Below are 24,969 nucleotides of genomic sequence, written 5' to 3'. Positions count from 1 at the left end.
GGGACTGTTCCAGGTGGGTTTGGGTTTGGTTGAGTTGGATTTTCAGTTGTTCTAATTCAACTTGACTTTGGTGCAGTTGTTCGTTAGATGCACTTAACTCCCGTTGCAGTTGACTGCGGGACTGTTCCAGGTGGGTTTGGGTTTGGTTGAGTTGGATTTTCAGTTGTTCTAATTCAACTTGACTTTGGTGCAGTGGTTCGTTAGATGCACTTAACTCCCGTTGCAGTTGACTACGGGACTGTTCCAGGTGGGTTTGGGTTTGGTTGAGTTGGATTTTCAGTTGTTCTAATTCAATTTGACTTTGGTGCAGTTGTTCGCTAGATGCACTTAACTCCGTTTGAGTTTGGGTCAGTTGTTCTTGGAGTTGTTCTGCGCTGGGAATTGAATTGGTAGTCTGGGGAGTCTCTACCTGCTGCTCCATTTCTGGGGTTAACGGAGCGACATTAGTGGCAGTGGGACGGGGTGCTTTAACAGTGGACGGGGTGGGGTTTGGCACTGGTGTGAATCCGGCTTTGATGACGTGAAACAATTCCATTGTGCGGACTTTAAGCGACGGGTAGAACAGGATCGCAGTGAGTGCCACAAAGATGAGGAATTGGGGATTCTGCACCGCCAGGGTGATGGACAGGGCAAGGGGAAGCCAGACTTCATAGAGGTCGTGGGGGATGATGTTTTGACCTTTGGGCGGGGACGGGGTGAAGGGATGAGGGGCGGTTTTGATGTTAACGGCGGTGAGGAGCAGATAGACGGCAAAAAAGGCGGTTAATGCGGGGGTAGATTGGCACAGGAGCAGGGCCACACCACTGAGTAAGAGGATTTCAATGGGGAAGACGAAGCGGTCGATCCACCGCTGGACGGTTTTGGGTGGTTGTTGGGTGACAAAGGTGGCAGTCCCAGAGTTGAGATCGTTGGTGCGATCCCAGAGTTGGTGCAGCAAAATGCCGCGCAGCCCGACGAAAAAGGCATGGGCGGCGGCGATTCCGGTGAAGATGAGAGCGTTGCGGGGTGGGTCGGGGGTGTGGCTGAGGACGGTAGCAGCGACGAAGAGGGTAGGGACGAGGTGCGCTCCGGCTGCATCGCTGAGGATGCCCCAGATGCCCCGTTCTTTCAGGCGCAGGGGGGGGACGGAGTAGAGGGTGGGGAGCAGGTAGTTGGCGGTGAGCAGGGCGAGGGGAATGGTGCCGAGGTGGGTGAGGAGGGGGGCAGCGAAGCTGATGCTCAGGAAGAGGAGGCAGAGGAGGAGGCGTTGCCAGGGTTGGAGGTTGGCGGCGGCGTTGGGTTTGTTGGCTTTTCGGTCGCTTTCGATGTCGCAGATGTCGTTGAGGAGGTAGCCATAAGCGGCAACGGAGGCGATGGCAAGGAGGGCGGTTAGGGTGGTGGGGGTGGCGGTTGTGGGGGGGAGTTGGAGGAGGAGGGTTTCGGCGTAGGCAATGGTGAGAAGGGGCGCGATTTTGTAGAGCCACCATTCTTGCGATCGGACAAGACGGAAAAAACCGTTCACATCACTAGGCTGTTGACTTGGCTGTAATTTTAAGTCTCTGTACCTAACCAGAGCCTCTAAACAAAAGCCTGTCGTGAGTTCCGCAGAGCCATACATAGCTTTATCTGAGTGACCGCCATACCAAGGAATTCTGCGCCACGAACCATCAGGCTGTTGGTTTTGAATTAAAAAATCAATAGCAAATGTTAAGTTATCGCCGTCAAAGCCACAATTCAGCAAAGAACATACAGCTAAAGCTGTTTTAAGCTCATCACCAAACGAACCATCATATTTCTGAAGGCTTAATATCCGTTCGATTAATTCTTCTTTTATTGAGTCAAGGGGACTATGGCGGCTGTAGATAATTCGAGATAGCGCATAGTAGAACGGCGTAACGTGATTGTAAAATGGGCTATAGAACTGCTCTGGACTGCTGCAAAAGACTTCTATTAGGTAATTAATGGCGTTTTGACATTCTTCGTTAGCGTCTAAATATAGAACTGTGTTTGCATTAACAACACAGCAAATATCCTCCTCTTGATTGATAATCCAGTCCTCATTTGAATGTAGTTTATTTTGCTTAGGAGTAGATAGTACCCAAGTGTAGAACAGACCTTTAAGGTTTTTATTGTTAAGAATAATATCTCGATTATTAGGGAATTCTATATTATTCGATTTTAGAATCTGAGAGATACAACAAGTATCATCTAGGTCGGGGGGAATTAAATTATGCTTTGGGTTGCGAGACGACCAATATCTCCCCAATCCATAATCTTCAATTTCTTCTCTCAGAAAGTTTATTCCTTTCTCTCTGATTTGCTGTCCTTTTTGATCTGACTGTAAGAAGCTCAGTGAATTTAATATAAGAGCAGTAGCAAAGGGAGAGCTATCAAATTGCCACAGGCTTTCAGTTTCATCCTGGTGCCGGATTTCTGTTTTGAATTCTCCATTTGGCGACTGGTTTGATGTGAGAAATTGAATTGATTTTTTGATTACAACATCTATTTTCATTTTTAAAAACCACAGCAAAAATACTTTGATGGCAGAAATGTTGAATGTCGATACAAAACTTTACATTACAAGCTACACTAGGCTTTCAAAGGCTAAATTAATCAACAAAACATAATTTCTTCAAACCAATGAACATAACTAATTTTTTGACACATACAAGATTGTAAGTAGCGGAATTTATCTAATAGCGTATGCCCCCATTGTTTGGGAATGGATATAAGTTGTAAAATCAGATAAGCTATTAAACTTACATAAATTTGGATGGTGATGCCATTGACATTTTTTGTAATTAATTTGTCAAGTTTTAAATGCATTTTTAAAAATTTCCATAACAATTCAACTGCCCAACGTAATCGATAAATATCCCTAATTTCATCGTCAGAAACTGCGGCGCCTCCCTCATGAGGTAAATTAGTGATTAAGCGAAACTCAGTTTTCGTTTCGATATCACAAAAATTAATGACTCGATAAGCCTTGGCATCCCGAGATGACCCCACTTTAATTAATCTCGATGACTCCTCAAATTCTAACTTCCAATTGTTTTTTATCCGCAGAACAAAATATTTATTTTCCTGGACTAATTCTTCAATAAAATTTAATCCAGCAAATCCCCTATCCATTACCCCGACAGCATCTGGGGGTAAACCAGACATCATTTTGGGACCAAACTTGTAATCATGATCATATCCAAAATTTATGAAATTATCTTGGGGACTTCCCGTAGCTAGATTGAGGGAACTGAAAAGTTTCACTTGATGGTATTCAAGGACCCATAACAATTTGCTGGTGAGAGTTATGATTGTTGAATCTATGGGACAAACTGAGTATTTATCGTGTAATTTTTTATGATTCCCCTTTTGTACTAATTGGTTCAATTGTTGATAAATGTTTTGAAAAGGTTTTAGATCTCGGTGAGAACTTGCCTTGGAAAATGTAGAAATATCTACGTCAAACCCAGTGTTGTTTAATCTTTTGAATAAATCTCGCATACTGGTTAAACTGTTATCCATTACATAAGATAGCCAGCACCCGACAAATAGACGGCTGTTCAATACTGGATAATCATTTTTAGGCAGGTCTTTCAAGATGCCCTTGACAATCTTGGGAAATGAATTTATAATCATACTTCAACTTAAATATTTAAATTTGTAGCCCCTAGTTTATCATACTTGGGGCTATTTTTATCAGTTTTTTATTGACATTCAACACTTCTGCTTTGATGGAAACTTTATTTGGAGTCTAAAGCAATTAATCTTTGATGGTATTTTTAGTACAACGGCCAGCTTAAAATAGAGGAAAAAATAATCGCTGGGATTGAGAATTAGAAGGTATTTTGGAAATCGCGTTCCCCACAATTTTAACCTTGCCAATGTATTACTCAGATAGGTTAGCTATATATCCTTGAGATACAAAAATAAAGGGGATAGGTTAAACTTACCCCTTTATTATAACACACCAAATCTCGTACTTGCTTAAAAAAGTATGGATATGGATCGTTTTAGATTAAGTAAAAATCACAGAGTCATGCACAGAGTCATGTTTATTTTTTCAGTGTCATGTTTATTTTCTCAGTAAAACTACCTTCAAAAGTCAAAGATTCTAGAAAAATCTCAGGAATATTTTTATCCTCGATTTTGGGTTGAAATGTATCTACGAACTCTTGCCACTTCTCGATAACTTCAGTTTTTGAATCGTGTTGGTTTATAATTTTCATGCCCTTATTGTACCATTCAATGATACTTTTTTCCCAAGGCTTCTTCAAATAATCTGCTCCGTCTGGAATACTCCAGTTATCACCACGACCCAGGTGAGTTGATGTAGGTGGATTCTTATGTACCCGCATGAATGTTGCACAGGGAAAACAAGACGAAACTTTAGAAGTATCACTGGTTAGCGCAATTTCAAAGAAGAAATTTTGAGTTCGATTAAAGCCAGTCATAAATGTTGTCATAGCTTTGATCATGCCATGATAGCTTTTGAACAAATGTCCTCTTTTATAATCCGCTGTTACCTTCTCATTCATGTAGGAATTACGGATTTGAATGCCATTTATTTTTACAGCACCAACTTTTCCACCAAAGTATGAAGTAATTGCTTCAATTACCGCGTTGGAAACCTTTTTAGCTTGTTGGTATGATTTTTGGACTTTATCCAAGTCCTGAGTTCTGTATTTACCTTCGTACAAACTGAGGTCTGAGGCTCCGATTATATCTACTGTACCGATGGCAGCAAACCCACCAACATAAGCCCCACTAAATTTTTGTGTTCCTTTACCTTTTTCAGCAGCTTTTTCGAGGATGTTGGCAAATTTATGCACTTCGCTCAGTTCGACCTTTGCTTGTTCGTTTCCGAACATTTCGACGGAGCCTGTCTCCCCTACAATTAAAGGGAAGTGTGATTTTTCTTCTGATTTACCAACTGTTATTTCCACTCCTAATTTTTTGAATTTTGTTTGCACATTTTCATATTCTGCTTTGTCTTCATCCTGGTTGTATTCAAATCTGACTCTGTTTATATCCGCAGAGTATCCGAGAACAATAATAGTGCAAAGAGCATCTGCAATTTCTTTGCTTAGACTCATGTTGGTAGTCATAACTTGCCTAGGGTTAGATTGAGCTTATTGACTGTTACACTTTGTCCATAGGTAGTATCCAGGGATAAATTATGGAGCGACCTATTGACTGATTGTGTTCTACCTAGAAGACGATGACCCTTCCCAACTTGTGAAATTTTTGACAAGAGCGGTTTTCCCAGAGTTATCCTGCAACCTTGCGTTCTTTTCGCTAATATCCAATTACTCAAGATTTGTCAAGCCTTACCGACAGCCAGATTACCAATGCCCACCCATTCCCACACCCAAGCCGTCCTCGACCACTACCAAAGAGCCTTAACCTTCTGCCCCCAACCCGCGAAAATCCAAGAACGGATCGCGGGACGACCCTGTACCCTCTGGGATATGCCCCAGGCGATGGAACATTACCTCCGAGCAAAGGCGGTCAATCCCCAGAAAGTCGTAGAGTAAACATTGCCAGCCCTTTCAAGGTGGTGAGGAAATATCTACCTCACTCTCTACAACCTATCAAATAAATTCTGAAAAGGCTTTGCATTCTTCCATCGATAGGCATTAAAATCTCGATCATCAACCGAAAAAATTCGACCCTCTCCCAATTCCTCTGCCAAAATTACAAGGGAAGCATCGGCTAAATCCATTGGCAAATTTTGATATTTCTCTATCAAAAAATTAATTCGATTTAAATGAGTCTCTTGCAAATTGAATAACTGAAACCTTTGGGGATATTTTTGAAAAAGGCTGATTAACCTAAGCTGTTTTTGAACCCCTTGATAAGTATTTGCAGAACGATGCAAAAGTAAATGAGAAGTTTCTGTGAGAACAGACCAAGTGGTGATCAAAGGTTCATAAGCATATTTAGCTACAGTCTCTTGTGCGCTTTGGTGATATTGGTCTTTATCATTGAATAAAGCAACCCAAAACCCAGTGTCAACAATTATCATATTTAGAATCTAATTCTTCTTGGAGAACAGATTTGTAATTCGTAGAAAGATTTGGGTCGGCGCTGATACAGCCAATTAGTCCAGATTCTTTCAGAATATCTAGGGTACTCAGTTGATGATTGGGAGTGTGATTTGAGTGGATTGTTTGTTTTTCTGGGGTTGAATAGCGCTTTTTTAATAAATCAATAAAATCTAGGAGTAAAGATTGTGCTTCTTCAGGCAATTCATTAATATCTTTTTGGATTTGTTCGATATGAATCATGATTCTTTCCTTAATCTCAGTAAAGTCAGCCTACTCACACCACGTTGATTTTACCTCTATACTAATACCACAGCGCGATCGCCACCTGACAGCCAGATTACCAATGCCCACCCATTCCCACACCCAAGCCGTCCTCGACCACTACCAAAGAGCCTTAACCTTCTGCCCTCAACCCGCAAAAATCCAAGAACAGATCGCGGGTCTCCACTGGACCCTCTGGGATATTCCACAGGCGATGGAACATTACCTCCAAGCGCACGCACTCAATCCCCAGGCACAATGGCATCACTGGCGTTTGTACTTTGGCCTTCAACGCCTTGCGGGTCTGGAATCCCCTAGACTACTCGAATTTTGCCAGCGCATCGTCGATCTTGTCAAGCCAAACTATCATCACTATCCCAATCGGGGTTTTACCCCGCTACTGCTTTCCACCGCCTATCGTTACTTGGGAGGGGGCGATGTTGCGACCCAAAAGCAAGCCCAACGCGCCCGGACAATCCTCCATCAGTCTTATCGCGCCATTTTAGAGCCTGATTATCCCGAACTGATTAACCATGCTTGGACACAGCGACGAAATCACCCTCCCAACTTTCTCATCATCGGCGTTTGGAAATGCGGCACAACCTCCCTTTATCACTACCTGAGCCAACATCCCAAAATTCTGCCCACCCTCGCCAAAGAACTGCACTACTTCACTGGCGTAACCCATTGGCAACAAGGGGAAACTTTCACTGATTATCTGGATTATTTTCCACCCATTGATAATCCAACTTACCAAACCGGAGAAGCCACCCCCGGATACATCATTCAACCCAACCTCGCCAAATATCTGCGCCACTGGTTTCCAGAAATTAAAATTATTATCCTGTTGCGAAATCCAGTCAAACGTGCCATTTCAGATTTTTATATGCGCCAAAGCCTCAGCGACCCGATTTTTGCCCAAACCCTTGACGGCGTAACTCACATTGATTTAGGCAAAGTTGATGCCATTGCCGACCAAATTTATGCGGATTTAGAAACAGGAGTTTGCTGGCTTCAATGTTTATTCAAACAACCGGCAATTTATCCAAATGACATCAGTCTAAACTTAGCTCTTCACTTAACCTTTAGTCAGTATATCCGCTATCTTCCTCAATGGTTTGAGCAGTTTCCCCGAGAACAGATTCTAGTTCTTCGCAGCGAAGATTTATTTCAGAATACCCCCGCCACCCTGCAACAGATTTACAACCTTTTAGGACTGGAACATCACCCCTTACCAGAATATCGCAATCTTAATCAGCGAAAATACAACCCCATTAGCCCAGTGTTACATCAACAACTGACCCAATATTTCCAACCCTATAACGAACAACTGGAAGATTATCTAGAACAAAAATTTAACTGGTAGGGTGAGCATTGCCCACCAATTCGTCATTTCTCCTGTTCCAAAAAATCTCTAGGAGTCACAATTAATATTTGAGATTCAACTTGGGTTTTTAAGGATAATAAATCGCAATCGCCTGTAATCAGAAACATTGCCTGAGAATTGATCGCCAATTCTAAAAACTTATTGTCATCAACATCTCGACAAATCTCAACCTGAGATTCCACTTGGATAAATTGATTATAATGTTTGACAACTCTCAAGAAATCTTCTCGCTCTTCATCCGAAATATATTTATCAAACTTGCGTTTGGAAATCCTAGTCACTAATTCTTGATACGTCTCATCACTTTGAGCAATTTTAAAGCACTGATAAACTCGATTAAAGGCTTTTCGTGCCGTTCCTTCTGGACTCAAAACCGCACTGATTAAAACATTGGTGTCAATCACAATTAGCTTAGGATTCATCCGCCAGTAATTCCTGGAGAACTTCTTCAGTTAATCCTCTTTGTTGAGCATTTTTGCCAATGCGATCAAAGACAGTCAGCAAATCTTCTTCTTGGGAGTTTATGCGTTTATCAATTTCCTGTTTGAGTTTGATTTGCTCCTCAAGAGGAAGTTGTTGAACTAGAATTAATATCTGGTCAAATGTTAAAGGGAGTTGATAAGTGTTGGATGTCATTGCCATTTCTTGGTAAAATACAGATAGCTTAATCAAAGGATGGGCAATGCCCACCCTACTATTCGCCGATCAGAACAAAAGGCTCTTTCTGGGGAATTTTTATCGTAATTTCCAGAGTTCCCCCTAATGCACTGACCACCTCCTGAAGTGTATTTAACTCCAGACCTTCCCGACTTTTTAATTTTGCTTTTCCGAGATGTGATTCAGTAAAATATTGCTCCAACTCGTCTTCAGACAATCCTAATTTCTCTTGCAGATACTTGAAAGTCAATTCTTCAAGCTAAATTTTATCCGCTCTAGCTTTAATCCGTTCCTGTCGTTCTGGAGAAAGTTTGGCTAATTCTGATGATAAGGTTGTATAGTCTTTCATTGTTCTTCCTCCTTCAGTTGTTCAAGATAGTTATAGTTGATAAAACCATAATTTAACATCGGGATCGAATATAATATTCCATTTCATAAACTATAACAAAGTCGTTGCCATCAATTGCACAACCTCCTCAAAAACTAGAATTACTACTCATTCAAAGTATCTAACCGATCTAAAATCTCTAAACCCCGCGCCACATCTCCCTGCATTGCTAAGGCTTGAAACCGTGTCTGAGTATCAAACTCAGCTAGTGCAAGCGTCGAGAGTTCTTCCATTAATTTATTCACACTGATGCCACGAGATTGAGCCAGTGCTTTCAGGCGAGAATGTTTTTCATCGGGTAAACGAATCGTTAAAGTTGCCATATACTTACTCCGTAATCAATGCTTCAGGGGAAAGAATAGAAAGCTGGGGAAAGATGAGTTCGCGCTGCTGGAAATCTTTAACATTCTGGGTGACAATTGCCTCGGCATTGCCTGCGATCGCCAACTCAATCAAATGATTATCGGCTTCATCCCGCAAGTTTGGCCGCCATAAGTAATAAATCTGAACCCATTGACTCACTGACATCAAAGCAGCCAGCAATGCTTCAACATCTGCTTTCGGTAGCGGACAACGTACCATGACTTCTGACCTTGCCAGAATGGACTCATACTCTAAAAACAAAGCCGTTCCCATCAGGGGTTGATACTTGCCTTGTAAGCAGGCACGAAGCACGGCACGACTGACTCCATCGGGACTAATCAAGGCACTGACAAAAACGTTGGTGTCAATCACAAGTTTGCTACACATGAGCCAATGATAGCATATATGCCATCATTGAGGGGATGGCGATCGCATTCCCTCAATTTCTTGATTTTTATTAACATTTATCCCACCCATGACCTTTTCCACCCTCATTCACCTCCTACAAACCCGCGCCCACCAACAGCCCAACCAAATTGCCTACACTTTCCTCAAAAACGGCAAAACCCCCACCAGTCAACTCACCTATCGCCAACTCGACCAAAAAGCAAAAGCGATCGCCGCCTACCTACAAAGTCAACTCTCTCCGGGGTCTAGAGTTCTCCTAGTTTATCCCCAAAGCCTTGATGCGATCGCCGCCCTGTTTGGTTGTCTTTATGCCGGAGTCATCGCCATTCCAGCCCCAGCCCCAGACACCACCCGACTCAAACGCACCTTACCCAGACTAGAAGCGATCGCCACTGATGCCAATGCCTCCCTCATCTTAACCACCCACAACCAACTCACTCGCCCAAACCCCGCCCTCACCTTTCAAGCCAAAAGCTTTGTCAGCCAACTCAACGGCAGCCCCTCACTCTTCCTTCACTACACCCTACAAAACCACCCGCAACTGGCTACCCTCCCTTGGACAGCGACTGATAAAATTCCCCTGCACTTTGCCCACCACTGGCAAAACCCCCAAATCGACGGCCATACCCTCGCCTACCTGCAATATACCTCCGGTTCAACCTCCATCCCCAAAGGCGTGATGCTTGACCACCATAACCTCATCAGCCATTTAGCCGAACTGCAACAAGCGGGGGGCTACGACTCCCACAGCATCACCGTCACTTGGATGCCCTATTTTCACGACTACGGCTTAGTTGAGGGCATTCTTGAACCCCTGTACAACGGCACGCCCTGTTATTTAATGTCCCCAACCGCCTTCATCAAATCCCCGCAACGCTGGCTAGAAGCCATTTCCCACTACCGCGCCACCCACAGCCAAGCCCCCAACTTTGCCTACGCCTATTGTTTGCAGCGCATCACCCCCGAACCAGCAACCCTCGATCTCAGCCATTGGCAAGCCGCCGGAAATGCCGCCGAACCCATCAATCCCCAAGTTCTAGAGCAATTCTGCCAAAGGTTTCAGCCTTGGGGGTTTCGTCCCCAAACCTTTGCCCCTGCCTACGGACTGGCAGAAGCCACCTTATTAGTCACCACCAGCCGGAAATCCCCGAGTCCCGTATGCTGCACAGTTTCTCAGGAAGCCTTGAGCCAAAATCGCTTTGTGGAAACGGCGATCGGACAAAAACTAGCGGGTTCCGGTCGTTTGTTGGACAATAGCCAAGTGGCGATCGTCCATCCTGACACCTTAACCCGTTGTCAGCCCGATGAAATTGGGGAAATTTGGGTCGCCAGTGCCGGGGTAGCGCGGGGATACTGGCAACGGCCCGATGTCACCAAAGACACTTTTCACGCTTACCTCAACGATACGGGAGAAGGGCCTTTTCTGCGAACGGGGGATTTAGGCGCGATTCACAATGGGGAATTATTTGTGACGGGTCGCCTCAAAGATTTAATCATTGTTCGCGGTGAAAACTACTATCCCCAAGATATTGAATGGGTGGCAGAAAAAAGTCATCCGGCATTGCGTCCCGGTTATGGGGCAGCATTTGCCGTTGATGTTGATGGGGTGGAACAACTGGTAATTGCCTTTGAGGTTGCCAGTAAAACCCCCAATCTCAACGAAATAGTAGATGCCATTCGCAGTGCCTTAGCCGAACAGTTTGAATTATCGGTTTATGGGGTGGTACTCCTGAAACGAGGCAGTATTCTCAAAACCTCTAGCGGTAAAATTCAACGCCAAGCCTGCCGAAAAGCCTTTCTCGTCGGCAGTTGGGAGACTCTGGTGACATGGACGCTTGACCAACCCTCTCCAAAAAGCAGCGACCCACCCCAAAACGAGGCAGAGGAACGGGTAGCACAAATTTGGCAACAGGTTTTAGGGATTGAGTCCGTCAACCGAACAGATAACTTTTTTGAATTAGGGGGAAACTCCCTCAAAGGAGCAGTTGTGGTTACGGAAATCGAAAAAGTATTCGGTCAACAAATTCCCCTCGCCAGTTTAACAGAAGCCAAAACCCTAGAAAAATTTGCCGATCAAATTGTTCAGAAATACTGGCAAACAGTTGGGTCTCGTTCGTTAGTTTACGCCCGTCCAGAAGGGAGTAAACGACCCTTCTTTTGCGTCCATGCGATCGGCGGTCGGGGAGGGACTGCCAATTTAGCCCGCTACCTCGACCCACAGCGTCCAGTTTATGGCTTGCAAGCAGTAGGAATCGATGGTGAAAAAGCCCCCCATACTTCAATTCAACCAATGGTAGAACATTATATTCAAGAAATCCAAACCGTTCAGCCTCAAGGCCCCTATCTCTTAGGTGGTCGGTGTCTTGGGGGCAATATTGCCTTAGAAATGGCACAACAGTTAACCCAACGAAGAGAGCAGGTATTATTAGTAGCAATGTTAGATAGTCCCAATCCTTTGATCACCGCAGAGCAAAAAAATCAACAATGGACTCGTTGGCAATCCTGGGGAAAAGAGCAACAACGGGAAAAACTCCAAAAACAGGGATTAAGTCCCCATTTAATTGAAAATATCCTAAAAGTTTCTGAGTCTAACTGGCAAGTGATTATCAGTCATTGTCCGAAAATCTATTCAGGGCGCGTCGTGTATTTCTCCGCAGCAGAAAATCAGGCTTTAGGCTTGACTTTGTTCGACCCCATGCAGCCCCAGGGCTGGAATGATTTTGTCGCTGGGGGAATTGAAATCATTAAATTTCCAGGCAGACACGCAGGATTTAACTTTCAAGTTTTGGGAGAAAAATTGAATACTTGTCTAGAACAAGTTCCTCATTTATTCTGTTCCAAAAACTCTCTAGGAGTCACAATTAATATTTGAGATTAAACTTGGGTTTTTAAGGATAATAAATCGCGATTGCCAGTCATCAGAAACATTAGTGTCAACCACAATTGGTTTAGGATTCATTCGCCAGTAATTCCTAGAGAACTTCTTCAGTTAATCCAGGGTAAGCGCATCTAATTTGGTATCAAATGCAACAGACTGTAAAAAGATAGTGCAGTATTATAGAGGCCCGGTTTGTCCCAGATATTCTATAATAACTCTCTTTTCTCAGTAGAAAATAGGAATGAATACTCTATGACTAAAGGATTTTCACCCGTTGTCGGGACCGCCAAATTAAAACCCATAAAACCCCAGCCCCAACCTATTTCTATGCAAGAACTAGAAGGGGGTTTGTTGAATTATTTTGATGATATACCGGATCCAAGAGTTGGCCCCACTAAACACCACTTACTTAAAGATATTATAGTGATTGCTTTGTTATCTATAATAGCTGGAGGTAACGGATGGGAAGACATAGAAAATTACGGAATAAGTAAACAGCACTGGCTCAAACAATTTTTAGAATTACCCAATGGCATTCCTCATCATGATACATGGGGTAAAGTTTTTGAAAAACTAGACCCCAAGATTTTAGAACAGAAGTTAACTCAATGGGTTCAAAAATTCCTCGGTTCAGTTGTTGACCAAGTTATCCCGATAGATGGAAAAAGTCTGAGGGGGTCTTATGACCGAAATCAGGGCAAAAAAAATTTACATTTAGTGACAGCGTGGGCCTGATGAAAATCGTTTAGTCTTAGACCAAGTAAAGGTTGACAGCCATTCCAATGAAATTACAGCCATTCCAGCCTTATTAGAATTAATCGACGTAACCGGCGCAATTATTACAATGGATGCAATGGGGACTCAAACGGAGATTATTAAACAGATTGTTCATAAAAAAGATAGTTATGTAGTTTGCTTAAAAAGTAACCCCCCGACTCTTTACAATCAAGTTAAATCTTGGTTTGAAATTCAATCAAGTCGCCAATTTACTGGAGTTAAAATGACGGATTACCGTCAAATAGAAAAAGGGCATAACCGGATTGAAAAAAGAAGAGTGTGGGCCATTCCCGTTTCAGAATTTGGAGGTCTTTATAATCAAGATAAATGGGCGGGACTCCAGACAGTTGTTATAGTTGAACGGTTTCATCAACAGTGGAACGGAACCTCTCATGAAGTCCAAATTTATCTAATTTCTTTAACCGTAGATGCCCAAAAACATGGTTTTATTATTCGGAAACATTGGAGCATTGAAAATCAAGAAGATTGGGTTTTAGATGTGACTTTTGAAGAAGATAAATCCCGGATCCGAGCGTTTAATAGCCCTCGAAATTTGGCGCTCCTCAGACGGATGGCCCTTAATGCCCTCAACCTGTGAAACGACCCTATCGCGTAGCTTGAGACAAAAAAGGAACCGGGCAGCCATGAGCGAGGAGTACATGATGCTTATTCTCAAATCCTTGTGTCAAGCCTGATTGAGATGCTCTTACCCTGCCACATCACCCTGTATTGCCAAGGCTTGAAAGCGCATCCGATCATCAAATTCAGCCAGTACCAGCGTCGAGAGTTCTTCCATCAGTTTATTCACACTGATGCCACGAGATTGAGCCAGTGCTTTGAGACGAGAATGTTTGTCCTCGAAAAGTGTGGGCTTTTCCAGTCGCTGCTGCATTAGGATGACTTTATAAACAAGACGAATGGGTTGGCCTTCACATTTTTTATAGGTGTAACATCAAATGCCTCCCTCTTTGTCACGACTTCTCTACTATCTTAAACAATCAACCCATCAAGGTTTTCCCTCCGTTGTCACCCTCTAAAACCTCCATCAAAGGGTTAAAATATGATTGGCCTGAACGGTAAATCATATTTTAACCCTGAATATTTCCTGATGTCAAAGGCTGCTTCTCCTAAAATTAGTGTGATTATTCCCACTTATAATTGTTCTGATTACCTTTCTACTGCTGTCGAAAGTGTTTTAGCTCAAAATTATCTCAATACAGAAATCATTGTCATTGATGATGGGTCTACCGACGACACGCGCGATCGCCTCCAACCCTACCTCAATCGCCTGCGCTACCTCTACCAACCCCACAGCGGCGTCTCCGTCGCTCGAAATCGCGGCATTCAGGAAGCGCGGGGAGAGTTGATCGCCTTTCTCGACGCCGACGATTACTTCTTGCCAAATAAATTAACCGCCCAAGTGGCTTTATTTACGGCGCAACCCCAACTCGGAATCGTTCACAGCGGTTGGCGGCGCGTCGATCGCTGCGGCAACCCCCTGCTGGAAGTCACCCCCTGGGAAAAAGTCCCGGAACTCAATTTAGAATCTTGGTTGCGTTGGAAACCTGTGCTTCCCAGTGCGATGATGTTTCGTCGGGATTGGTTAATTCGTGCCGGAGGGTTTGATCGCCGATTTCCTCCCGCCGAAGATACCGATTTGGTCCTGCGTCTGGCATTGATGGGGTGCGAAGCAACTTGGTTGCGTCAGGTAACGGTTTGCTATCGTCAGCATCCCGGCAGTGCCATGTACAAAGGATTACCCCAGGCAAACTCTCTTGCCGCTGTTATGGATAATTTTTTCTCCCTGCCACAGGTGCCGATGTCAATTCGGTTGATAGAAAAGCGAGTCCGTTACAATACTTTAGTGTGGATTGGATGGTATTTATATTGGACTGGACATCCACAGGAAATGGTCCACTTCTTACAGAAATCTTGGAATTATTCGCCTTATTTGGCGGTGGAAACAGTGGTGCATTGGGTGGAGAGTTTTGCTGAATTTTCGCAGGATGTGGGAGAGGTATTCGATGGCGATCGCCTGACCCAGTTACCCGAATGGGAGGGGTTAATACGTTGGGCGACTGGGGGGAGCCGTTTTTTACTTTGAGCCAAGGTAAGTACAGGTTGCTGGATTTATAAGGAAAGAATTTTTCACCCGGCTTCTACTCACTGTTGAAGTGCTTGCTCTGTCTGGAGTAGAGCGATTGGGGACAACTTGCCTGACACATGAACAGGCCCTCGTCGCCACAGAGCCGGTTGCGATCGCCCACAATGTTCCTGTTTTCAGTACCCACTGATGCCATTCTTGACAATCTTCGATAGGCATCGTTTTTGTTGAAACTGCTGATCGCCGCAACCAAATCGTTTCAGTTGTCAAGCGCCCTCGCCGGTGATGATTCCATATTGCCGATTGTCGCTCCCCAGCGCTGCGGAGAATGATAACCCCTTTATCCGCTGCCATCGTTGCTGTGGGTTTTTGCCTAGCAAAGTTGGGATTGACCACCCGGCGATCGCACTCGTTCGCCTTGGCGGAGTGGCTGCTGCTTGACTATCCGTTGCGGGTTCGGTTCCGGCTGGCTCCCGATGGCGGATGGCGGATTTAGGGATGCCTGCGACTCACCGGCGGCAGGGAATTGCCACTCTCGTTGGTGGGCTGGGATGTCAACAGTATCTCGCAAAACCGATGCTGTTGCGGGTGAGTGTTTGAAAGCGCGATCGCGCTTTCAAGCTCGGGTTTGTCGAACTGCCGGGAATCGAAATATTGATGGCAGTCTGAAAGCTGAACTGAAATTGCTGATGGTTAGGGATGTCATTGATTCGAGCGCTTTGGAATGATTCGGCGATCGCCCTGTTGATTCCGGACTATTATCTCGCTCAAAACCCTGATGTGGCAGAGGCGGTTGCCAAGGGTGAATTCGCCAGTGGATTCGCTCACTTGATAATGTACGCAATCTCCGAGGGTCGTATCAGGGGAGTCATTCCCGGTTTTGCATTCCGTTTTGTGATCACCTCAGAATCGCAAACCCTAACGGCGAATTTATTTGGACTTTTGCTATAAACTACAGGCTAGGTTAAATTTCCCCAATCTGCTGTCCGATTCCGCCCAAGCTACTATCCCACCACCCCAAGAAACGTAGCTGTTGCCAAAAGTATGTAACAAAAAAATTAGAGTTCATGTTATAGGCAATAATGGGGATGTTCACTTCAAATCTAGCTGCTAGATTTCGGCGACTTCGCGAAGGATCGTGGAAAAGCCATCTCCAACTTTTACTGCCTTCAAGTAATACCATTTGTGTTCCCCATTAATTTCATACAAAAACTTTTGCTCAAGGAGTTGTCCCGTTTCAACCACCTGCACCAATGAATCAAACAATCCAGGAACAAGTTTGGCAAGCACTTTTTTTGCTCTCGCTCCCGTCAGGTCGTCTCGCTTTTCACCCAATATTTTTGCCATGCTGAGATTGACGACCAGGCAGCGAAAGTCTTGGATTTCAGCGGTAGTAGGATTTCTTACCGACTGCATGGCGGCAATTCCGTCAAAAGAACTGTTCAGTAAACTCGCCAGCAGGGCGCGAGATTGATAGAGAATTTCTGCTATCTCTTTATGCTGCTGGATTTGCTGTTCCAGCAGGTGCTTTTTTTGTTGTATAGTGATTTGATTGTCTATGCGTACTATTAATTCTTCCAGATTAAATGGTTTGTTGATATAATCAACCCATCCCAGTTTCAAATCTTTTATTCGATTAAAAGTTTCAGCAGTAACACTTAAGAATATAACGGGAATTTCAGCGGCATCTTCAGCGGTTTGCATGGCTTTGTAGACTTCATAGCCACCCAGTTCTGGCATTTTTATATCTATCAGAATGAGATCGGGCTGAGTGTGGCGAGCAGTTGCAAGGGCCATATCGCCTGCGAGTGTTGTGCTGATTCTGTACCCCCGTTCGGTTAATCGTTCCGCTAAACTCTCCTGGGTTGACTCTCTGGGTTGAACTATTAAGATATTTACTGTAGATAAATCATTGTGTCGCGTTGGTTCTTGGCAGTTATTTTGGAATATATTTGCTGCTTTTATTGCTCGATTATCCATGAAATAGCGAAAATTATTTTTGGTTATTTTTTGATGATAAACCTCTGACAGACGCTTCCATAACAAGGCCGCTACATCTTTAATGTGCCCCACACTTAAGTACAAGCTGTCGGCGATGCTGCTGTAGCCTTCGTTTTCCCAAGCTGCTTTTAAAATTTCTTTTTCCGAGGTATTCAGTTGTTTGAGCCCTTTGGACTCTAGGGTAGATTCTATAAATTCTAGGGCTTCTTCAAAAGTCATCATTGGCTAGAGGTCATTGGGCAGTATTTTTGCTTTTGGCATTTTAGTACCTCGGGTGGTTTTTCTAGTTTTAGGAATTAAAGGTCGCAACGCAAACTTTTTATTGCGTAATCGCCTACAGTCAAAAGCAGGGCTGGTTGAGAGTCGGTAACTCTTTTGTCCTTGTGTGCTTCTGTGATAGGAGCGATCATTCTTGACTTCCACAGGAGACCATTGCCTTTGGGAGTCGCTTACATCTACTCACTAACGCCCTGCTATCCGGATCGATTGCTGAGCGGATTTGCTTTCACTATCATCGTTTCGGCAGCAGCATTCCCCTTGGAAAAATTGTCAACTCCCTTGAACGCAAAGATGGGAAAACGGCTGAACCACTGGTTTGGGGGAATGACAACTCCGGCAGTGGCAATGCTCTATGTGCCTTCGATATTCGCGTAACCGCTCACCATCAGGCTGGTCGGTTACCGTATAGACTTGCTGGCAGATCTGTCTCTGGTGATCGTTCGCCTTAGTTGGGACATATCAAGTTGTTAATAAGCAATTTAAGATTTAGATCCGACTTTTCCGACTTGATCGTTCGGACTTTCCCGACTGACAAGCTTCTGCAAAAGGAATGATAATACAAATCACGAAGCACCCTGAAACCTTCGGGTTGAAAGAGGTGCATCAAAAAGAAATGGAATGCAATTTATCCCAGTCGCCTAATGTTGAATTGAGGAACCGATAAAGAAAATTAAATTCCCTTGCTGATTTCCGGGTTCTCTGCAGTTGAGGTAACGGGCGATGGCAGTAAAGGAACTGTCCTGTTGGCGCTCGCCAAGCGCAGACTTTCCAGAAGACATGGCTTATGGCGTTTACACCCAGGCAATAGTGCTGAGTTTTTTGGATGAAAGTTTTATGTTTTATGTTCCCATCTTTTTGAACTTTGGTAGCCAGTCGAGCAAATGAGTTTTGATTTTTACCCCCAGCGAGACTCTAGTTTTCTTAGAATATCTAGCCACTATCACCCAGAAGATATAGATTCATTGTTTTGGCAGCTGTGGTACAAATATCGCAACGATCTTTACCGTTGCTGTCTGAAATTGATGAATGGCAACCTAGCTGATGCTGAAGATGCACTCAGTCAGGCCATGCTAAAAGCCTGGGAGAAAATCCGAGATTACGCCAGTACCATTAGCAATGTTAAAGCGTGGTTGACCCAACTCACTCATAACCTCTGTGTAGATATCCTGCGACAGCGGAACCGAGGAGTAAGGAGTGTTGAAAATCTGGAAACAATTAACGCAACAGAAGATGAGAGACTGGCGACCCAATACCATACACCCGATCAGACTCTCATGCAGCAGGAACTAGCGGACACGATTCGCGGTGCTATTGGAGCATTACCCCTTCGGCTGCGCCAGCCTTTTATTTTATACTTAGATGAAGAGTTGTCCTATCGAGAAATTGCCGTAAGGCTCGGTATTTCCTATGATAATGTCCGCAAGCGCATCTCCCAGGCACGCGCAATTCTGCGAAAGCAGTTGAATGAGTATCTGCCGCAGACGCATAGTAAAGTTCTCCAGTCCCCAAAACGGAAGAAATCTAGAAAAACTGCTTTGCCAGAAGCCTTTGTGGGGGAAACTTTGCCACGATCCGGGGAAGTAGAGAATGAGATCGGCAGTTGCTTGTGACGATAGGGTGGGTCTTGAAATGTCTGTCTCGCAAAAAGCAGTGGCTCTAGAATCCGATAGAGAAGCTGGAAACTGAAAACAACTTCCCCCTCTTATAGATGTAGCAGAGGATGTAGCGAGTGAGTTACTTCTTTCTCCTCTTACCTCCTCTATATCTACCGCTTTGATTGGTTACAGTTATTATTGGTATTTCCCCATGAAAAACATTTTTAATTTTTTCAGTCTGCTACTTTAATGTGGTTAAACTATAAATTTATAATAGTTATAAATTTATAGTTTAATAGATTTGAAAAAGATTTTGTAGCTATGTTTTGATTAATGCAGATGTAAAAACTATGGCTTGACAAAAACAGATTAAATAAAAACGCTTTTATAGTTAGTTGATTTTACAAAAATTTTATAATAGTTGTTATTGATTATTGCAACTCGTTAATTGAAAACTCTAAATTTTTAAGTGTAAAACTCAAATAGGATTGTAATTATGAAATCTCCCAAACTAAACTCTACGTGGTATTTTGTATTTTTTACTTACATAAGTTTGATAATAATTATGGGATTTATTACATTTTTTCATGGTAATGAATATGCTACGAATCCGGACAATATGGCAAAAATAACAAAAACTTACGAGAATAAAGAGAAATTTAAGGCGGTTCAAAAGCTTCTTAAAGAAGATATACAAGGATTACAAAATGTTCAAAATATAGCTGCTCAATCCTTTAACGTAACCCTTGGAGCACTATTATCATTTTTGGTAACTACAATCAGTGGAAAAATAAAAAATAATCCCAAACCCTAGTCGCTAAAGTCTTTCAAATTAATCAAGGCGTCCAACAAGAGTTAATTGATGAAAATGGAAAATTCAATGCCTAACTCATCTAGAGATGATAGCGAAGCCCTGACCGTGGGGCATCGTTTGCAGATTAATTTAAGAAAAAACAACAAACCTGACAATAAAACAGGTGGTTTCCTTTGGTACACCGTCTTATCCATGTATGCTTTTTTGTTAATCGTTACAGGAAGTGTAACATTTCTTTACAATAACGGATGGGCTAGTCGCGAAGAAAATTTGAAAAAAATTGAAGCAGTCAGAACACCAGAGCAGTTGGCAATACTAACAGAATTATTGGATTTAGAAGTAAAAAATATGAATGCCGTTAATAATTTAGCTTCTCAATCTTTTAATGTGGTACTAGGGGCATTATTGGGTTTTTTATCGGCTACGGTAACGGCTTTAAATAAAAATGCTGAAGAAAGAGAAAAAACCAATATTGAGGAGGAAGAAAATCGACTTACTGTAACAGACTTAAACGAGAGGGTTGACGAAGAAGACCGACTAGCTGTAACGGACTTAAACGAGAGGGTTGACGAAGCTGATGAAGAAGACCGACTAGCTGTAACGGACTTAAACGAGAGGGTTGACGAAGCTGATGAAGAAGACCGACTTACTGTAACGGACTTAAACGAAAGGGTTGACGAAGCTGATGAACCTGAAACCAAAGCAGAAAAACCTCAATCAGCAACTCGGAGAAGAAAAAGCTACAAAAGGAAATCTACTATTGTTGAAAAAGAGTAAAGGCAAATTTCTTAGTTGCGAGCAGAGACCCGAAAAAATTATAGTTCCAGTGGAGTGATTTTATGGCGCTGTTTCAGTAAGCCATTCTTTAGCACAAGAGAGTTCAAGATGAATTCACAATTAATGGGTGGTTACCGTCTTTATCAGTGAAAGCTCAATCAACTATGCGTTCAAAGAAACCCATGAAAACTATCACCGCTAAGGTTCAAACGCAACTTAAAAAAAAACCGGTCAAAGATTCTCAACTTCAACCCCATGAAATTTTGGCAGTTGCCCCTGGAAAAACCTACGGAGTAGAAAAAATAGAACCCGGTGAAAACGGATACAGCAAAGTCACTCTTGCTGCCAATAGCGGAACCTTCTATGTGGTGAATCAAGATTGGGATGGATTGAGCGGAGGTAAAACACTAATCACAAAAGCCCAAGCCCAAGCAATTTTTGCAAATTCCATCTACGATGAAGAACTTAAAGATTTGAATGCTTGCCTAGAGAAGTATCAAATTAGCACACCGGCAAGGATGAGGCATTTTATCAGTCAGCTCGCTCACGAGTCTGGCGGCTTGAAATGGTTGAAAGAACTTGCTGATGGGTGGGATTATGAGGGACGCAGCGACTTGGGTAATGTCTGTTCTGGTGATGGACCAAAATATAAAGGTAGTGGCGCTCTCCAACTAACAGGTCGAAGTAACTATCAGGATTTTTGTAATGAGATTGGCGATCCGCGAATTATGGGAGGTTGCGATTATGTTGCAAAAAATTATCCATTTACCAGTGCTGGATTTTGGTGGAAAAATAATAACATGAATCAATTATGTGATCGCGGGGCAACGGTCGCAGAAGTTACCCGACGAGTGAATGGAGGTTACAACGGACTAGAAGACCGCGAATATTATTATCAACAAGCTTGTAAATTTATCCAGTAAGTAGAAGGAGCCTTATCCATGAAAATCAAATTTATTCAAAACACCTATCTCAAAGACACTCCTGAACCAGCTAACCAATTACCGGACGATAAGAGGGTGATGGTAAAAGCAGGCACAGTCTACGACATACAGTCTTGTTCCAAGTCAGACAGCCATATTAAAGTGGCGTTTCTCAAGCAATCTTTTAACGGCAAAAATACTTGGTTTGTTTTTGGTGGTCACGTCGAACTGTTCGACCCAAACGCACCCGAAAAAACCCAAAAAATTTTACTGCCGGTTCCTTGGTTTCCACAAACAGATAACTATCGCGATCCGGGTAGAACTTGCAACTCTTCATCCTGTGCGATGTGTTTGGAGTTTTTTAAACCTGGCACTTTGCCAGGAGCGAAAGGAGATGATAAATACCTAGAAGTCGTCTTTCAATATGGCGATAGTCCGGATCACGACGTTCAAACCAAAGCGCTCAAATATTTCGGCTTGAAAAGCACCTGGTATGAAAATTTAAGTTTTGAGGATGTGTACAAAGAGTTAGAAGCTGGCCGTCCAGCAGTCATCGCTATTTTGCACCACGGCACTCTGGACGCTGCTTGTGGCGGTCACATCATAGTAGTATGCGGTCGCACGGAAAACGGCGATTTTATTGTAAATGACCCTTACGGTTCCCTCAACGATGGCTACCAAGGTCCTGTAGAAAATGGTAAAAATGCGGTTTACCGCAAGCAGGAAATGAGCCGTCGGTGGACAGTAGATGGTCCAGGTAGCGGATGGGGAAGGTTTTTTCCGTCGTAGCCCTTGATTTTCTCAATTGAATCGGCATCGCATCGGGTTGTATTTGTTATTGCGTCGCAGATTATTTCTTAATTTACAGTACAGGCAGCGATCGCAGATTTTCCCGGCCAATGCGATCGCATTTTCTTGAAAACTAATTTCCGCCCAACTATACAGGTAAGCCCGCTCCATCGCTCGCCCTTCACAAATTAACTTGGTTTGCGTCTTTATTGTGGTAGTTTTCTGAATGCTAAAGAATAGAATCATCTTACTTCTAATGTTTCGGAAAACTGCCTATTTTTATTTTCTGCAATAATTCAAGGTCAAAAGGTCAATGAAACCCGTAAAAATAACCCAACTCAAAGCCGAAGGTTTTCCAGAACAACACGCACAAGCATTCAAGGATGTTGCTAAAGGCGAAAACTGCGCGATCTTAACCCGTACTCCCGGTGTTGCTTGCGAAGGACTTTTAGCAGAAGGTTATGATGGCAAAGGCTTTCATATCAAAGGCAAATCTTGCAACTGGGGGCCGATGGCGGGATTTGTGTGTTTAGATCCGTTAATGAATAAAAATGGAATTGAAGGAGCCGCTAGTAATCTCCAGGCTCACTTCAAATCCTTGGCAGAAAAATACGAAAATAAAACGGCGTCAGTGACCCCGATAAAGATTTCTAGCGAACGCCTGCATTGGCTCATTAAAAACAACTATATCAGCGGAAAGCCGACCCAAGGTATTTATACCGGAACTTCTACCAAAGATGGGTTAAATATTCCCTATGCCATAGTCGAAGTTAAGGAAAATACCTCCTTGTGGACAATTTATTACGATCGTGCGGCTGCTTACGGCCTTCCCTCGCAAACGGATTCACCTTCTCCTACACAGTTAGAGCCTCTATTTAAAAACAAGGTGCAAAGCAAACTCGATAAGCCAAGCGACTATGAGGATAAAGAATATCAGCATCATTTTACTCATGTTATTGCTCAACATTCTCTGCACCCTGGTATCTCCATCTCCGGCAAATATTACGACCCGGTTTTAGCCATAGTTAACCCTCATCCTCCTTACTCTGGATCTAGTGAGTACAAGAATGCTATTACGGGAGATTATGACTTATTTGCGGTGTGGCCGAAGTATGCTTCTATGGAAGATAAGCGCAAGGCAGGGATGAACCCCAATATGTCCGATAGCTACATCGTTGAACATGAAGATAAGCTTTTGGGAAATATCTCTGATCGCGTACATACTATCGCCCAAATGCTCAATTCGTTAATGGCTCAATCAACATCAACAACAGTTAAACCCAATCGGCTTTTTCACAGCGATGAAGCCGGTCGTCCATTTGTGCAGGAAGTTGAGCTACCTGTGGTGGCATTTGTTCCGGATAACTTTTTAGAGACAGGAAATATTTTTGTGCTGGACAACATTGAAAAAATGCAGGAATTTGTCATTGCTTGCCGCAAGAGCAATTTCTTTGTGATGATGAACAAAGGATGGCTGAAGGAACTAAATTCGGAAATTGCCAATAAATGGTTTGAGTAATTTTTTTGCCTTAAATTTCGCTTTTTTTAAGCAAAATTTAAGGCAAAAAACTGTTGAATATTTTTACCTTTACGAACAAAAAGCTATGTCTTGAGGGTTATCCTCCAAAAATAAAGTTTATATAGAATAAACTTTATTTTCTTTTATCATTTAGTACAAAATACACTCTATTTTGTAAAAATACTTCACATTTTTACCATAGGCTCGTCTTATAATTAAGAAAGAGAAAAAGGCAAGTGAATACAACCATCTGAATAAATAAATTTCTAGATTAGTTGTAGATATTGAAAATGTCAAAAGCCATTCAAGAGCGTAAATAGCCTTCCATTTTTCCCGATAAAGTTGAAACTTACAGCCAATCTTCCACTCAAGAGGTTTATCACTATGGTTTTCGACACAGAGGCGAAAAAACAATATGCTGAAGCAATTCAGTCTAGCGAAGGTCAAATGGTGGTCAGTCCAAAACTTATGAAAGCCATTGACAAGCTAGAGAAAGAACCCACCAACTCAAAGTTGATTCAAAAGGCTAAAAACTTATGCGATGAACAAATTAAAATCGCCGAAGAAAAAAAATTGCCTAAAGTAGTAGATGCACTAAAGCTTCTCAAACAACGCTGCGGTGCGATCTAGATGTAGAGCTAATTGATTTCAGGATTGGTCTGGTGACTGCTGGGCGGAAACAATCCGCCCTAAACATAGATTTTTAAAACGAGCGTACTTTTTAAGTGAGGATTGAATTATGTCTCTTCAGGCATCAAAATGCGAAATCGCTACAGGTCTTTACCTAGCTTGGACGGATAGGAATGAGGAAAAGTCTCTCAACCTTTTTTCTACGACCAATGGAGTCAACTTCGAGAACAAAATTACTCTACCGGAAACGAGTTGTGCTGCACCCGCTTTAGTTGAATTTGGCGAGCGCCTTTATTTGGCTTGGACGGGGACAGACGAAAGTCATTCTCTCAACCTGATTTCTAGCGCTGATGGCGTTAACTTCGAGAACAAAATTACTCTACCGGAAACGAG

At 43.0% G+C, this 24,969-nt stretch carries 28 protein-coding genes and 1 pseudogene; 16 read left to right on the top strand and 13 right to left on the bottom strand.

Features of this window, described 5'->3' with window-relative positions:
• The 3 genes from NG792_RS19440 to NG792_RS19430 all read right to left on the bottom strand — a co-directional run.
• Positions 1–1,501 (bottom strand): UbiA family prenyltransferase (locus NG792_RS19440; RefSeq protein WP_261236492.1); only part of this gene is annotated, 1,501 nt, incomplete at its 3' end.
• A 1,091-nt stretch (positions 1,502–2,592) separates the two neighbouring features.
• Positions 2,593–3,615, bottom strand: a complete 1,023-nt coding sequence (locus NG792_RS19435; RefSeq protein WP_261236491.1) for an IS4 family transposase — start codon at positions 3,613–3,615, stop codon at positions 2,593–2,595.
• Between the two features lie 416 nt (positions 3,616–4,031).
• A complete protein-coding gene (locus NG792_RS19430; RefSeq protein WP_261236490.1) occupies positions 4,032–5,084 on the bottom strand; it encodes a hypothetical protein in 1,053 nt (350 codons plus the stop codon).
• Positions 5,085–5,327: 243 nt separating this feature from the next.
• On the opposite strand from NG792_RS19430, the gene NG792_RS19425 reads away from it, so the two are divergent.
• Positions 5,328–5,513, top strand: a complete 186-nt coding sequence (locus NG792_RS19425; RefSeq protein WP_261236489.1) for a hypothetical protein — start codon at positions 5,328–5,330, stop codon at positions 5,511–5,513.
• A 47-nt stretch (positions 5,514–5,560) separates the two neighbouring features.
• Here NG792_RS19425 and NG792_RS19420 read toward each other — a convergent pair whose 3' ends face one another.
• On the bottom strand, positions 5,561–6,004 hold the full coding sequence (locus NG792_RS19420) for a type II toxin-antitoxin system VapC family toxin (RefSeq protein WP_261236488.1): 444 nt from the start codon (positions 6,002–6,004) through the stop codon (positions 5,561–5,563).
• Positions 5,991–6,266, bottom strand: coding sequence for a DUF2281 domain-containing protein (locus NG792_RS19415; protein ID WP_015163289.1), 276 nt, complete (start codon positions 6,264–6,266; stop codon positions 5,991–5,993). Before NG792_RS19415 ends, NG792_RS19420 begins: the two co-directional genes overlap by 14 nt.
• A gap of 103 nt (positions 6,267–6,369) precedes the next feature.
• On the opposite strand from NG792_RS19415, the gene NG792_RS19410 reads away from it, so the two are divergent.
• The gene (locus NG792_RS19410; protein WP_261236487.1) at positions 6,370–7,653 is read left to right on the top strand and encodes a tetratricopeptide repeat-containing sulfotransferase family protein; all 1,284 of its coding nucleotides are present in this window, start codon (positions 6,370–6,372) and stop codon (positions 7,651–7,653) included.
• A 23-nt stretch (positions 7,654–7,676) separates the two neighbouring features.
• Here NG792_RS19410 and NG792_RS19405 read toward each other — a convergent pair whose 3' ends face one another.
• The 5 genes from NG792_RS19405 to NG792_RS19385 all read right to left on the bottom strand — a co-directional run bounded on the left by NG792_RS19405 (position 7,677) and on the right by NG792_RS19385 (position 9,469).
• Positions 7,677–8,096 (bottom strand): putative toxin-antitoxin system toxin component, PIN family, encoded by a 420-nt coding sequence (locus NG792_RS19405; RefSeq protein WP_261236486.1) that lies wholly within the window; start codon positions 8,094–8,096, stop codon positions 7,677–7,679.
• Positions 8,086–8,310: a hypothetical protein gene (locus NG792_RS19400; protein ID WP_261236485.1), complete on the bottom strand. Its 225-nt coding sequence runs from the start codon at positions 8,308–8,310 to the stop codon at positions 8,086–8,088. Before NG792_RS19400 ends, NG792_RS19405 begins: the two co-directional genes overlap by 11 nt.
• 58 nt (positions 8,311–8,368) lie before the next feature.
• Positions 8,369–8,581: a helix-turn-helix domain-containing protein gene (locus tag NG792_RS19395; protein WP_261236484.1), complete on the bottom strand. Its 213-nt coding sequence runs from the start codon at positions 8,579–8,581 to the stop codon at positions 8,369–8,371.
• A 242-nt stretch (positions 8,582–8,823) separates the two neighbouring features.
• The gene (locus NG792_RS19390; RefSeq protein ID WP_261199010.1) at positions 8,824–9,042 is read right to left on the bottom strand and encodes a toxin-antitoxin system HicB family antitoxin; all 219 of its coding nucleotides are present in this window, start codon (positions 9,040–9,042) and stop codon (positions 8,824–8,826) included.
• A 4-nt stretch (positions 9,043–9,046) separates the two neighbouring features.
• Complete coding sequence (locus NG792_RS19385) at positions 9,047–9,469, bottom strand: putative toxin-antitoxin system toxin component, PIN family (RefSeq protein WP_261199011.1); 423 nt, start codon at positions 9,467–9,469, stop codon at positions 9,047–9,049.
• A gap of 88 nt (positions 9,470–9,557) precedes the next feature.
• Here NG792_RS19385 and NG792_RS19380 point away from each other — a divergent pair, with 88 nt between their 5' ends.
• Together NG792_RS19380 and NG792_RS19375 are read left to right on the top strand one after the other, a co-directional pair.
• Positions 9,558–12,362 carry an AMP-binding protein gene (locus NG792_RS19380; RefSeq protein ID WP_261236483.1) on the top strand — a complete coding sequence of 935 codons (2,805 nt, stop codon included), beginning with the start codon at positions 9,558–9,560 and terminating at the stop codon, positions 12,360–12,362.
• A 258-nt stretch (positions 12,363–12,620) separates the two neighbouring features.
• Positions 12,621–13,840, top strand: a pseudogene (locus tag NG792_RS19375) (ISAs1 family transposase).
• Between the two features lie 11 nt (positions 13,841–13,851).
• Here the strand turns inward: NG792_RS19375 and NG792_RS19370 are convergent.
• On the bottom strand, positions 13,852–14,037 hold the full coding sequence (locus tag NG792_RS19370; RefSeq protein ID WP_261236482.1) for a hypothetical protein: 186 nt from the start codon (positions 14,035–14,037) through the stop codon (positions 13,852–13,854).
• Between the two features lie 216 nt (positions 14,038–14,253).
• Here NG792_RS19370 and NG792_RS19365 point away from each other — a divergent pair, with 216 nt between their 5' ends.
• The 4 genes from NG792_RS19365 (at position 14,254) to NG792_RS19350 (ending at position 16,200) form a co-directional block, all read left to right on the top strand.
• A complete protein-coding gene (locus tag NG792_RS19365) occupies positions 14,254–15,249 on the top strand; it encodes a glycosyltransferase (RefSeq protein WP_261236500.1) in 996 nt (331 codons plus the stop codon).
• Between the two features lie 328 nt (positions 15,250–15,577).
• On the top strand, positions 15,578–15,745 hold the full coding sequence (locus NG792_RS19360) for a hypothetical protein (RefSeq protein WP_261236481.1): 168 nt from the start codon (positions 15,578–15,580) through the stop codon (positions 15,743–15,745).
• A 55-nt stretch (positions 15,746–15,800) separates the two neighbouring features.
• Positions 15,801–15,977 (top strand): hypothetical protein, encoded by a 177-nt coding sequence (locus NG792_RS19355; protein ID WP_261236480.1) that lies wholly within the window; start codon positions 15,801–15,803, stop codon positions 15,975–15,977.
• Positions 15,949–16,200 carry a hypothetical protein gene (locus NG792_RS19350; RefSeq protein WP_261236479.1) on the top strand — a complete coding sequence of 84 codons (252 nt, stop codon included), beginning with the start codon at positions 15,949–15,951 and terminating at the stop codon, positions 16,198–16,200. The genes NG792_RS19355 and NG792_RS19350 overlap by 29 nt, the downstream gene beginning before the upstream one ends.
• A 159-nt stretch (positions 16,201–16,359) precedes the next feature.
• Here NG792_RS19350 and NG792_RS19345 read toward each other — a convergent pair whose 3' ends face one another.
• Positions 16,360–17,472, bottom strand: a complete 1,113-nt coding sequence (locus tag NG792_RS19345) for a response regulator (protein WP_261236478.1) — start codon at positions 17,470–17,472, stop codon at positions 16,360–16,362.
• A gap of 1,019 nt (positions 17,473–18,491) precedes the next feature.
• Here NG792_RS19345 and NG792_RS19340 point away from each other — a divergent pair.
• The 5 genes from NG792_RS19340 to NG792_RS19320 all read left to right on the top strand — a co-directional run bounded on the left by NG792_RS19340 (position 18,492) and on the right by NG792_RS19320 (position 22,427).
• Entirely contained in the window at positions 18,492–19,139 is a 648-nt protein-coding gene (locus NG792_RS19340) for an RNA polymerase sigma factor (protein WP_261236477.1), read from the top strand.
• A 550-nt stretch (positions 19,140–19,689) separates the two neighbouring features.
• The gene (locus tag NG792_RS19335; RefSeq protein WP_261236476.1) at positions 19,690–19,938 is read left to right on the top strand and encodes a hypothetical protein; all 249 of its coding nucleotides are present in this window, start codon (positions 19,690–19,692) and stop codon (positions 19,936–19,938) included.
• A gap of 48 nt (positions 19,939–19,986) precedes the next feature.
• A complete protein-coding gene (locus NG792_RS19330) occupies positions 19,987–20,715 on the top strand; it encodes a hypothetical protein (RefSeq protein WP_261236475.1) in 729 nt (242 codons plus the stop codon).
• Positions 20,716–20,861: 146 nt separating this feature from the next.
• The gene (locus tag NG792_RS19325; RefSeq protein ID WP_261236474.1) at positions 20,862–21,638 is read left to right on the top strand and encodes a glycoside hydrolase family 19 protein; all 777 of its coding nucleotides are present in this window, start codon (positions 20,862–20,864) and stop codon (positions 21,636–21,638) included.
• An 18-nt stretch (positions 21,639–21,656) separates the two neighbouring features.
• Positions 21,657–22,427, top strand: coding sequence for a C39 family peptidase (locus NG792_RS19320; RefSeq protein ID WP_261236473.1), 771 nt, complete (start codon positions 21,657–21,659; stop codon positions 22,425–22,427).
• 12 nt (positions 22,428–22,439) lie between these two features.
• Here NG792_RS19320 and NG792_RS19315 read toward each other — a convergent pair whose 3' ends face one another.
• Positions 22,440–22,673, bottom strand: coding sequence for a hypothetical protein (locus NG792_RS19315; protein ID WP_261236472.1), 234 nt, complete (start codon positions 22,671–22,673; stop codon positions 22,440–22,442).
• 67 nt (positions 22,674–22,740) lie between these two features.
• Between NG792_RS19315 and NG792_RS19310 the strand changes: the two genes are divergently transcribed.
• The 3 genes from NG792_RS19310 to NG792_RS19300 all read left to right on the top strand — a co-directional run.
• Entirely contained in the window at positions 22,741–23,946 is a 1,206-nt protein-coding gene (locus NG792_RS19310; RefSeq protein ID WP_261236471.1) for a CyaA/EF/ExoY family adenylyl cyclase toxin, read from the top strand.
• Positions 23,947–24,330: 384 nt separating this feature from the next.
• Entirely contained in the window at positions 24,331–24,576 is a 246-nt protein-coding gene (locus NG792_RS19305) for a hypothetical protein (protein WP_261236470.1), read from the top strand.
• Positions 24,577–24,685: 109 nt separating this feature from the next.
• On the top strand, positions 24,686–24,969 hold a 284-nt coding region (locus tag NG792_RS19300), incomplete at its 3' end, for a hypothetical protein (RefSeq protein WP_261236469.1).

It is taken from the genome of Laspinema olomoucense D3b, assembly GCF_025370785.1.
Lineage (GTDB): Bacteria > Cyanobacteriota > Cyanobacteriia > Cyanobacteriales > Laspinemataceae > Laspinema > Laspinema olomoucense.
The sequence above is the reverse complement of the archived record's forward strand: the minus strand, read 5'-3'. Positions and strand labels throughout refer to the sequence as shown.

What these genes read in the sequence shown, in the direction of transcription:
- NG792_RS19435 (WP_261236491.1), bottom strand. Translation starts at nt 3,615, where the DNA reads ATGATTATAAATTCATTTCCCAAGATTGTCAAGGGCATCTTGAAAGAC.
- NG792_RS19430 (WP_261236490.1), bottom strand. Translation starts at nt 5,084, where the DNA reads ATGACTACCAACATGAGTCTAAGCAAAGAAATTGCAGATGCTCTTTGC.
- NG792_RS19425 (WP_261236489.1), top strand. Translation starts at nt 5,328, where the DNA reads ATGCCCACCCATTCCCACACCCAAGCCGTCCTCGACCACTACCAAAGA.
- NG792_RS19420 (WP_261236488.1), bottom strand. Translation starts at nt 6,004, where the DNA reads ATGATAATTGTTGACACTGGGTTTTGGGTTGCTTTATTCAATGATAAA.
- NG792_RS19415 (WP_015163289.1), bottom strand. Translation starts at nt 6,266, where the DNA reads ATGATTCATATCGAACAAATCCAAAAAGATATTAATGAATTGCCTGAA.
- NG792_RS19410 (WP_261236487.1), top strand. Translation starts at nt 6,370, where the DNA reads ATGCCCACCCATTCCCACACCCAAGCCGTCCTCGACCACTACCAAAGA.
- NG792_RS19405 (WP_261236486.1), bottom strand. Translation starts at nt 8,096, where the DNA reads ATGAATCCTAAGCTAATTGTGATTGACACCAATGTTTTAATCAGTGCG.
- NG792_RS19400 (WP_261236485.1), bottom strand. Translation starts at nt 8,310, where the DNA reads ATGACATCCAACACTTATCAACTCCCTTTAACATTTGACCAGATATTA.
- NG792_RS19390 (WP_261199010.1), bottom strand. Translation starts at nt 9,042, where the DNA reads ATGGCAACTTTAACGATTCGTTTACCCGATGAAAAACATTCTCGCCTG.
- NG792_RS19385 (WP_261199011.1), bottom strand. Translation starts at nt 9,469, where the DNA reads ATGTGTAGCAAACTTGTGATTGACACCAACGTTTTTGTCAGTGCCTTG.
- NG792_RS19380 (WP_261236483.1), top strand. Translation starts at nt 9,558, where the DNA reads ATGACCTTTTCCACCCTCATTCACCTCCTACAAACCCGCGCCCACCAA.
- NG792_RS19370 (WP_261236482.1), bottom strand. Translation starts at nt 14,037, where the DNA reads ATGCAGCAGCGACTGGAAAAGCCCACACTTTTCGAGGACAAACATTCT.
- NG792_RS19365 (WP_261236500.1), top strand. Translation starts at nt 14,254, where the DNA reads ATGTCAAAGGCTGCTTCTCCTAAAATTAGTGTGATTATTCCCACTTAT.
- NG792_RS19360 (WP_261236481.1), top strand. Translation starts at nt 15,578, where the DNA reads ATGATAACCCCTTTATCCGCTGCCATCGTTGCTGTGGGTTTTTGCCTA.
- NG792_RS19355 (WP_261236480.1), top strand. Translation starts at nt 15,801, where the DNA reads ATGTCAACAGTATCTCGCAAAACCGATGCTGTTGCGGGTGAGTGTTTG.
- NG792_RS19350 (WP_261236479.1), top strand. Translation starts at nt 15,949, where the DNA reads ATGTCATTGATTCGAGCGCTTTGGAATGATTCGGCGATCGCCCTGTTG.
- NG792_RS19345 (WP_261236478.1), bottom strand. Translation starts at nt 17,472, where the DNA reads ATGATGACTTTTGAAGAAGCCCTAGAATTTATAGAATCTACCCTAGAG.
- NG792_RS19335 (WP_261236476.1), top strand. Translation starts at nt 19,690, where the DNA reads ATGGGATTTATTACATTTTTTCATGGTAATGAATATGCTACGAATCCG.
- NG792_RS19330 (WP_261236475.1), top strand. Translation starts at nt 19,987, where the DNA reads ATGAAAATGGAAAATTCAATGCCTAACTCATCTAGAGATGATAGCGAA.
- NG792_RS19320 (WP_261236473.1), top strand. Translation starts at nt 21,657, where the DNA reads ATGAAAATCAAATTTATTCAAAACACCTATCTCAAAGACACTCCTGAA.
- NG792_RS19315 (WP_261236472.1), bottom strand. Translation starts at nt 22,673, where the DNA reads ATGATTCTATTCTTTAGCATTCAGAAAACTACCACAATAAAGACGCAA.
- NG792_RS19310 (WP_261236471.1), top strand. Translation starts at nt 22,741, where the DNA reads ATGAAACCCGTAAAAATAACCCAACTCAAAGCCGAAGGTTTTCCAGAA.
- NG792_RS19305 (WP_261236470.1), top strand. Translation starts at nt 24,331, where the DNA reads ATGGTTTTCGACACAGAGGCGAAAAAACAATATGCTGAAGCAATTCAG.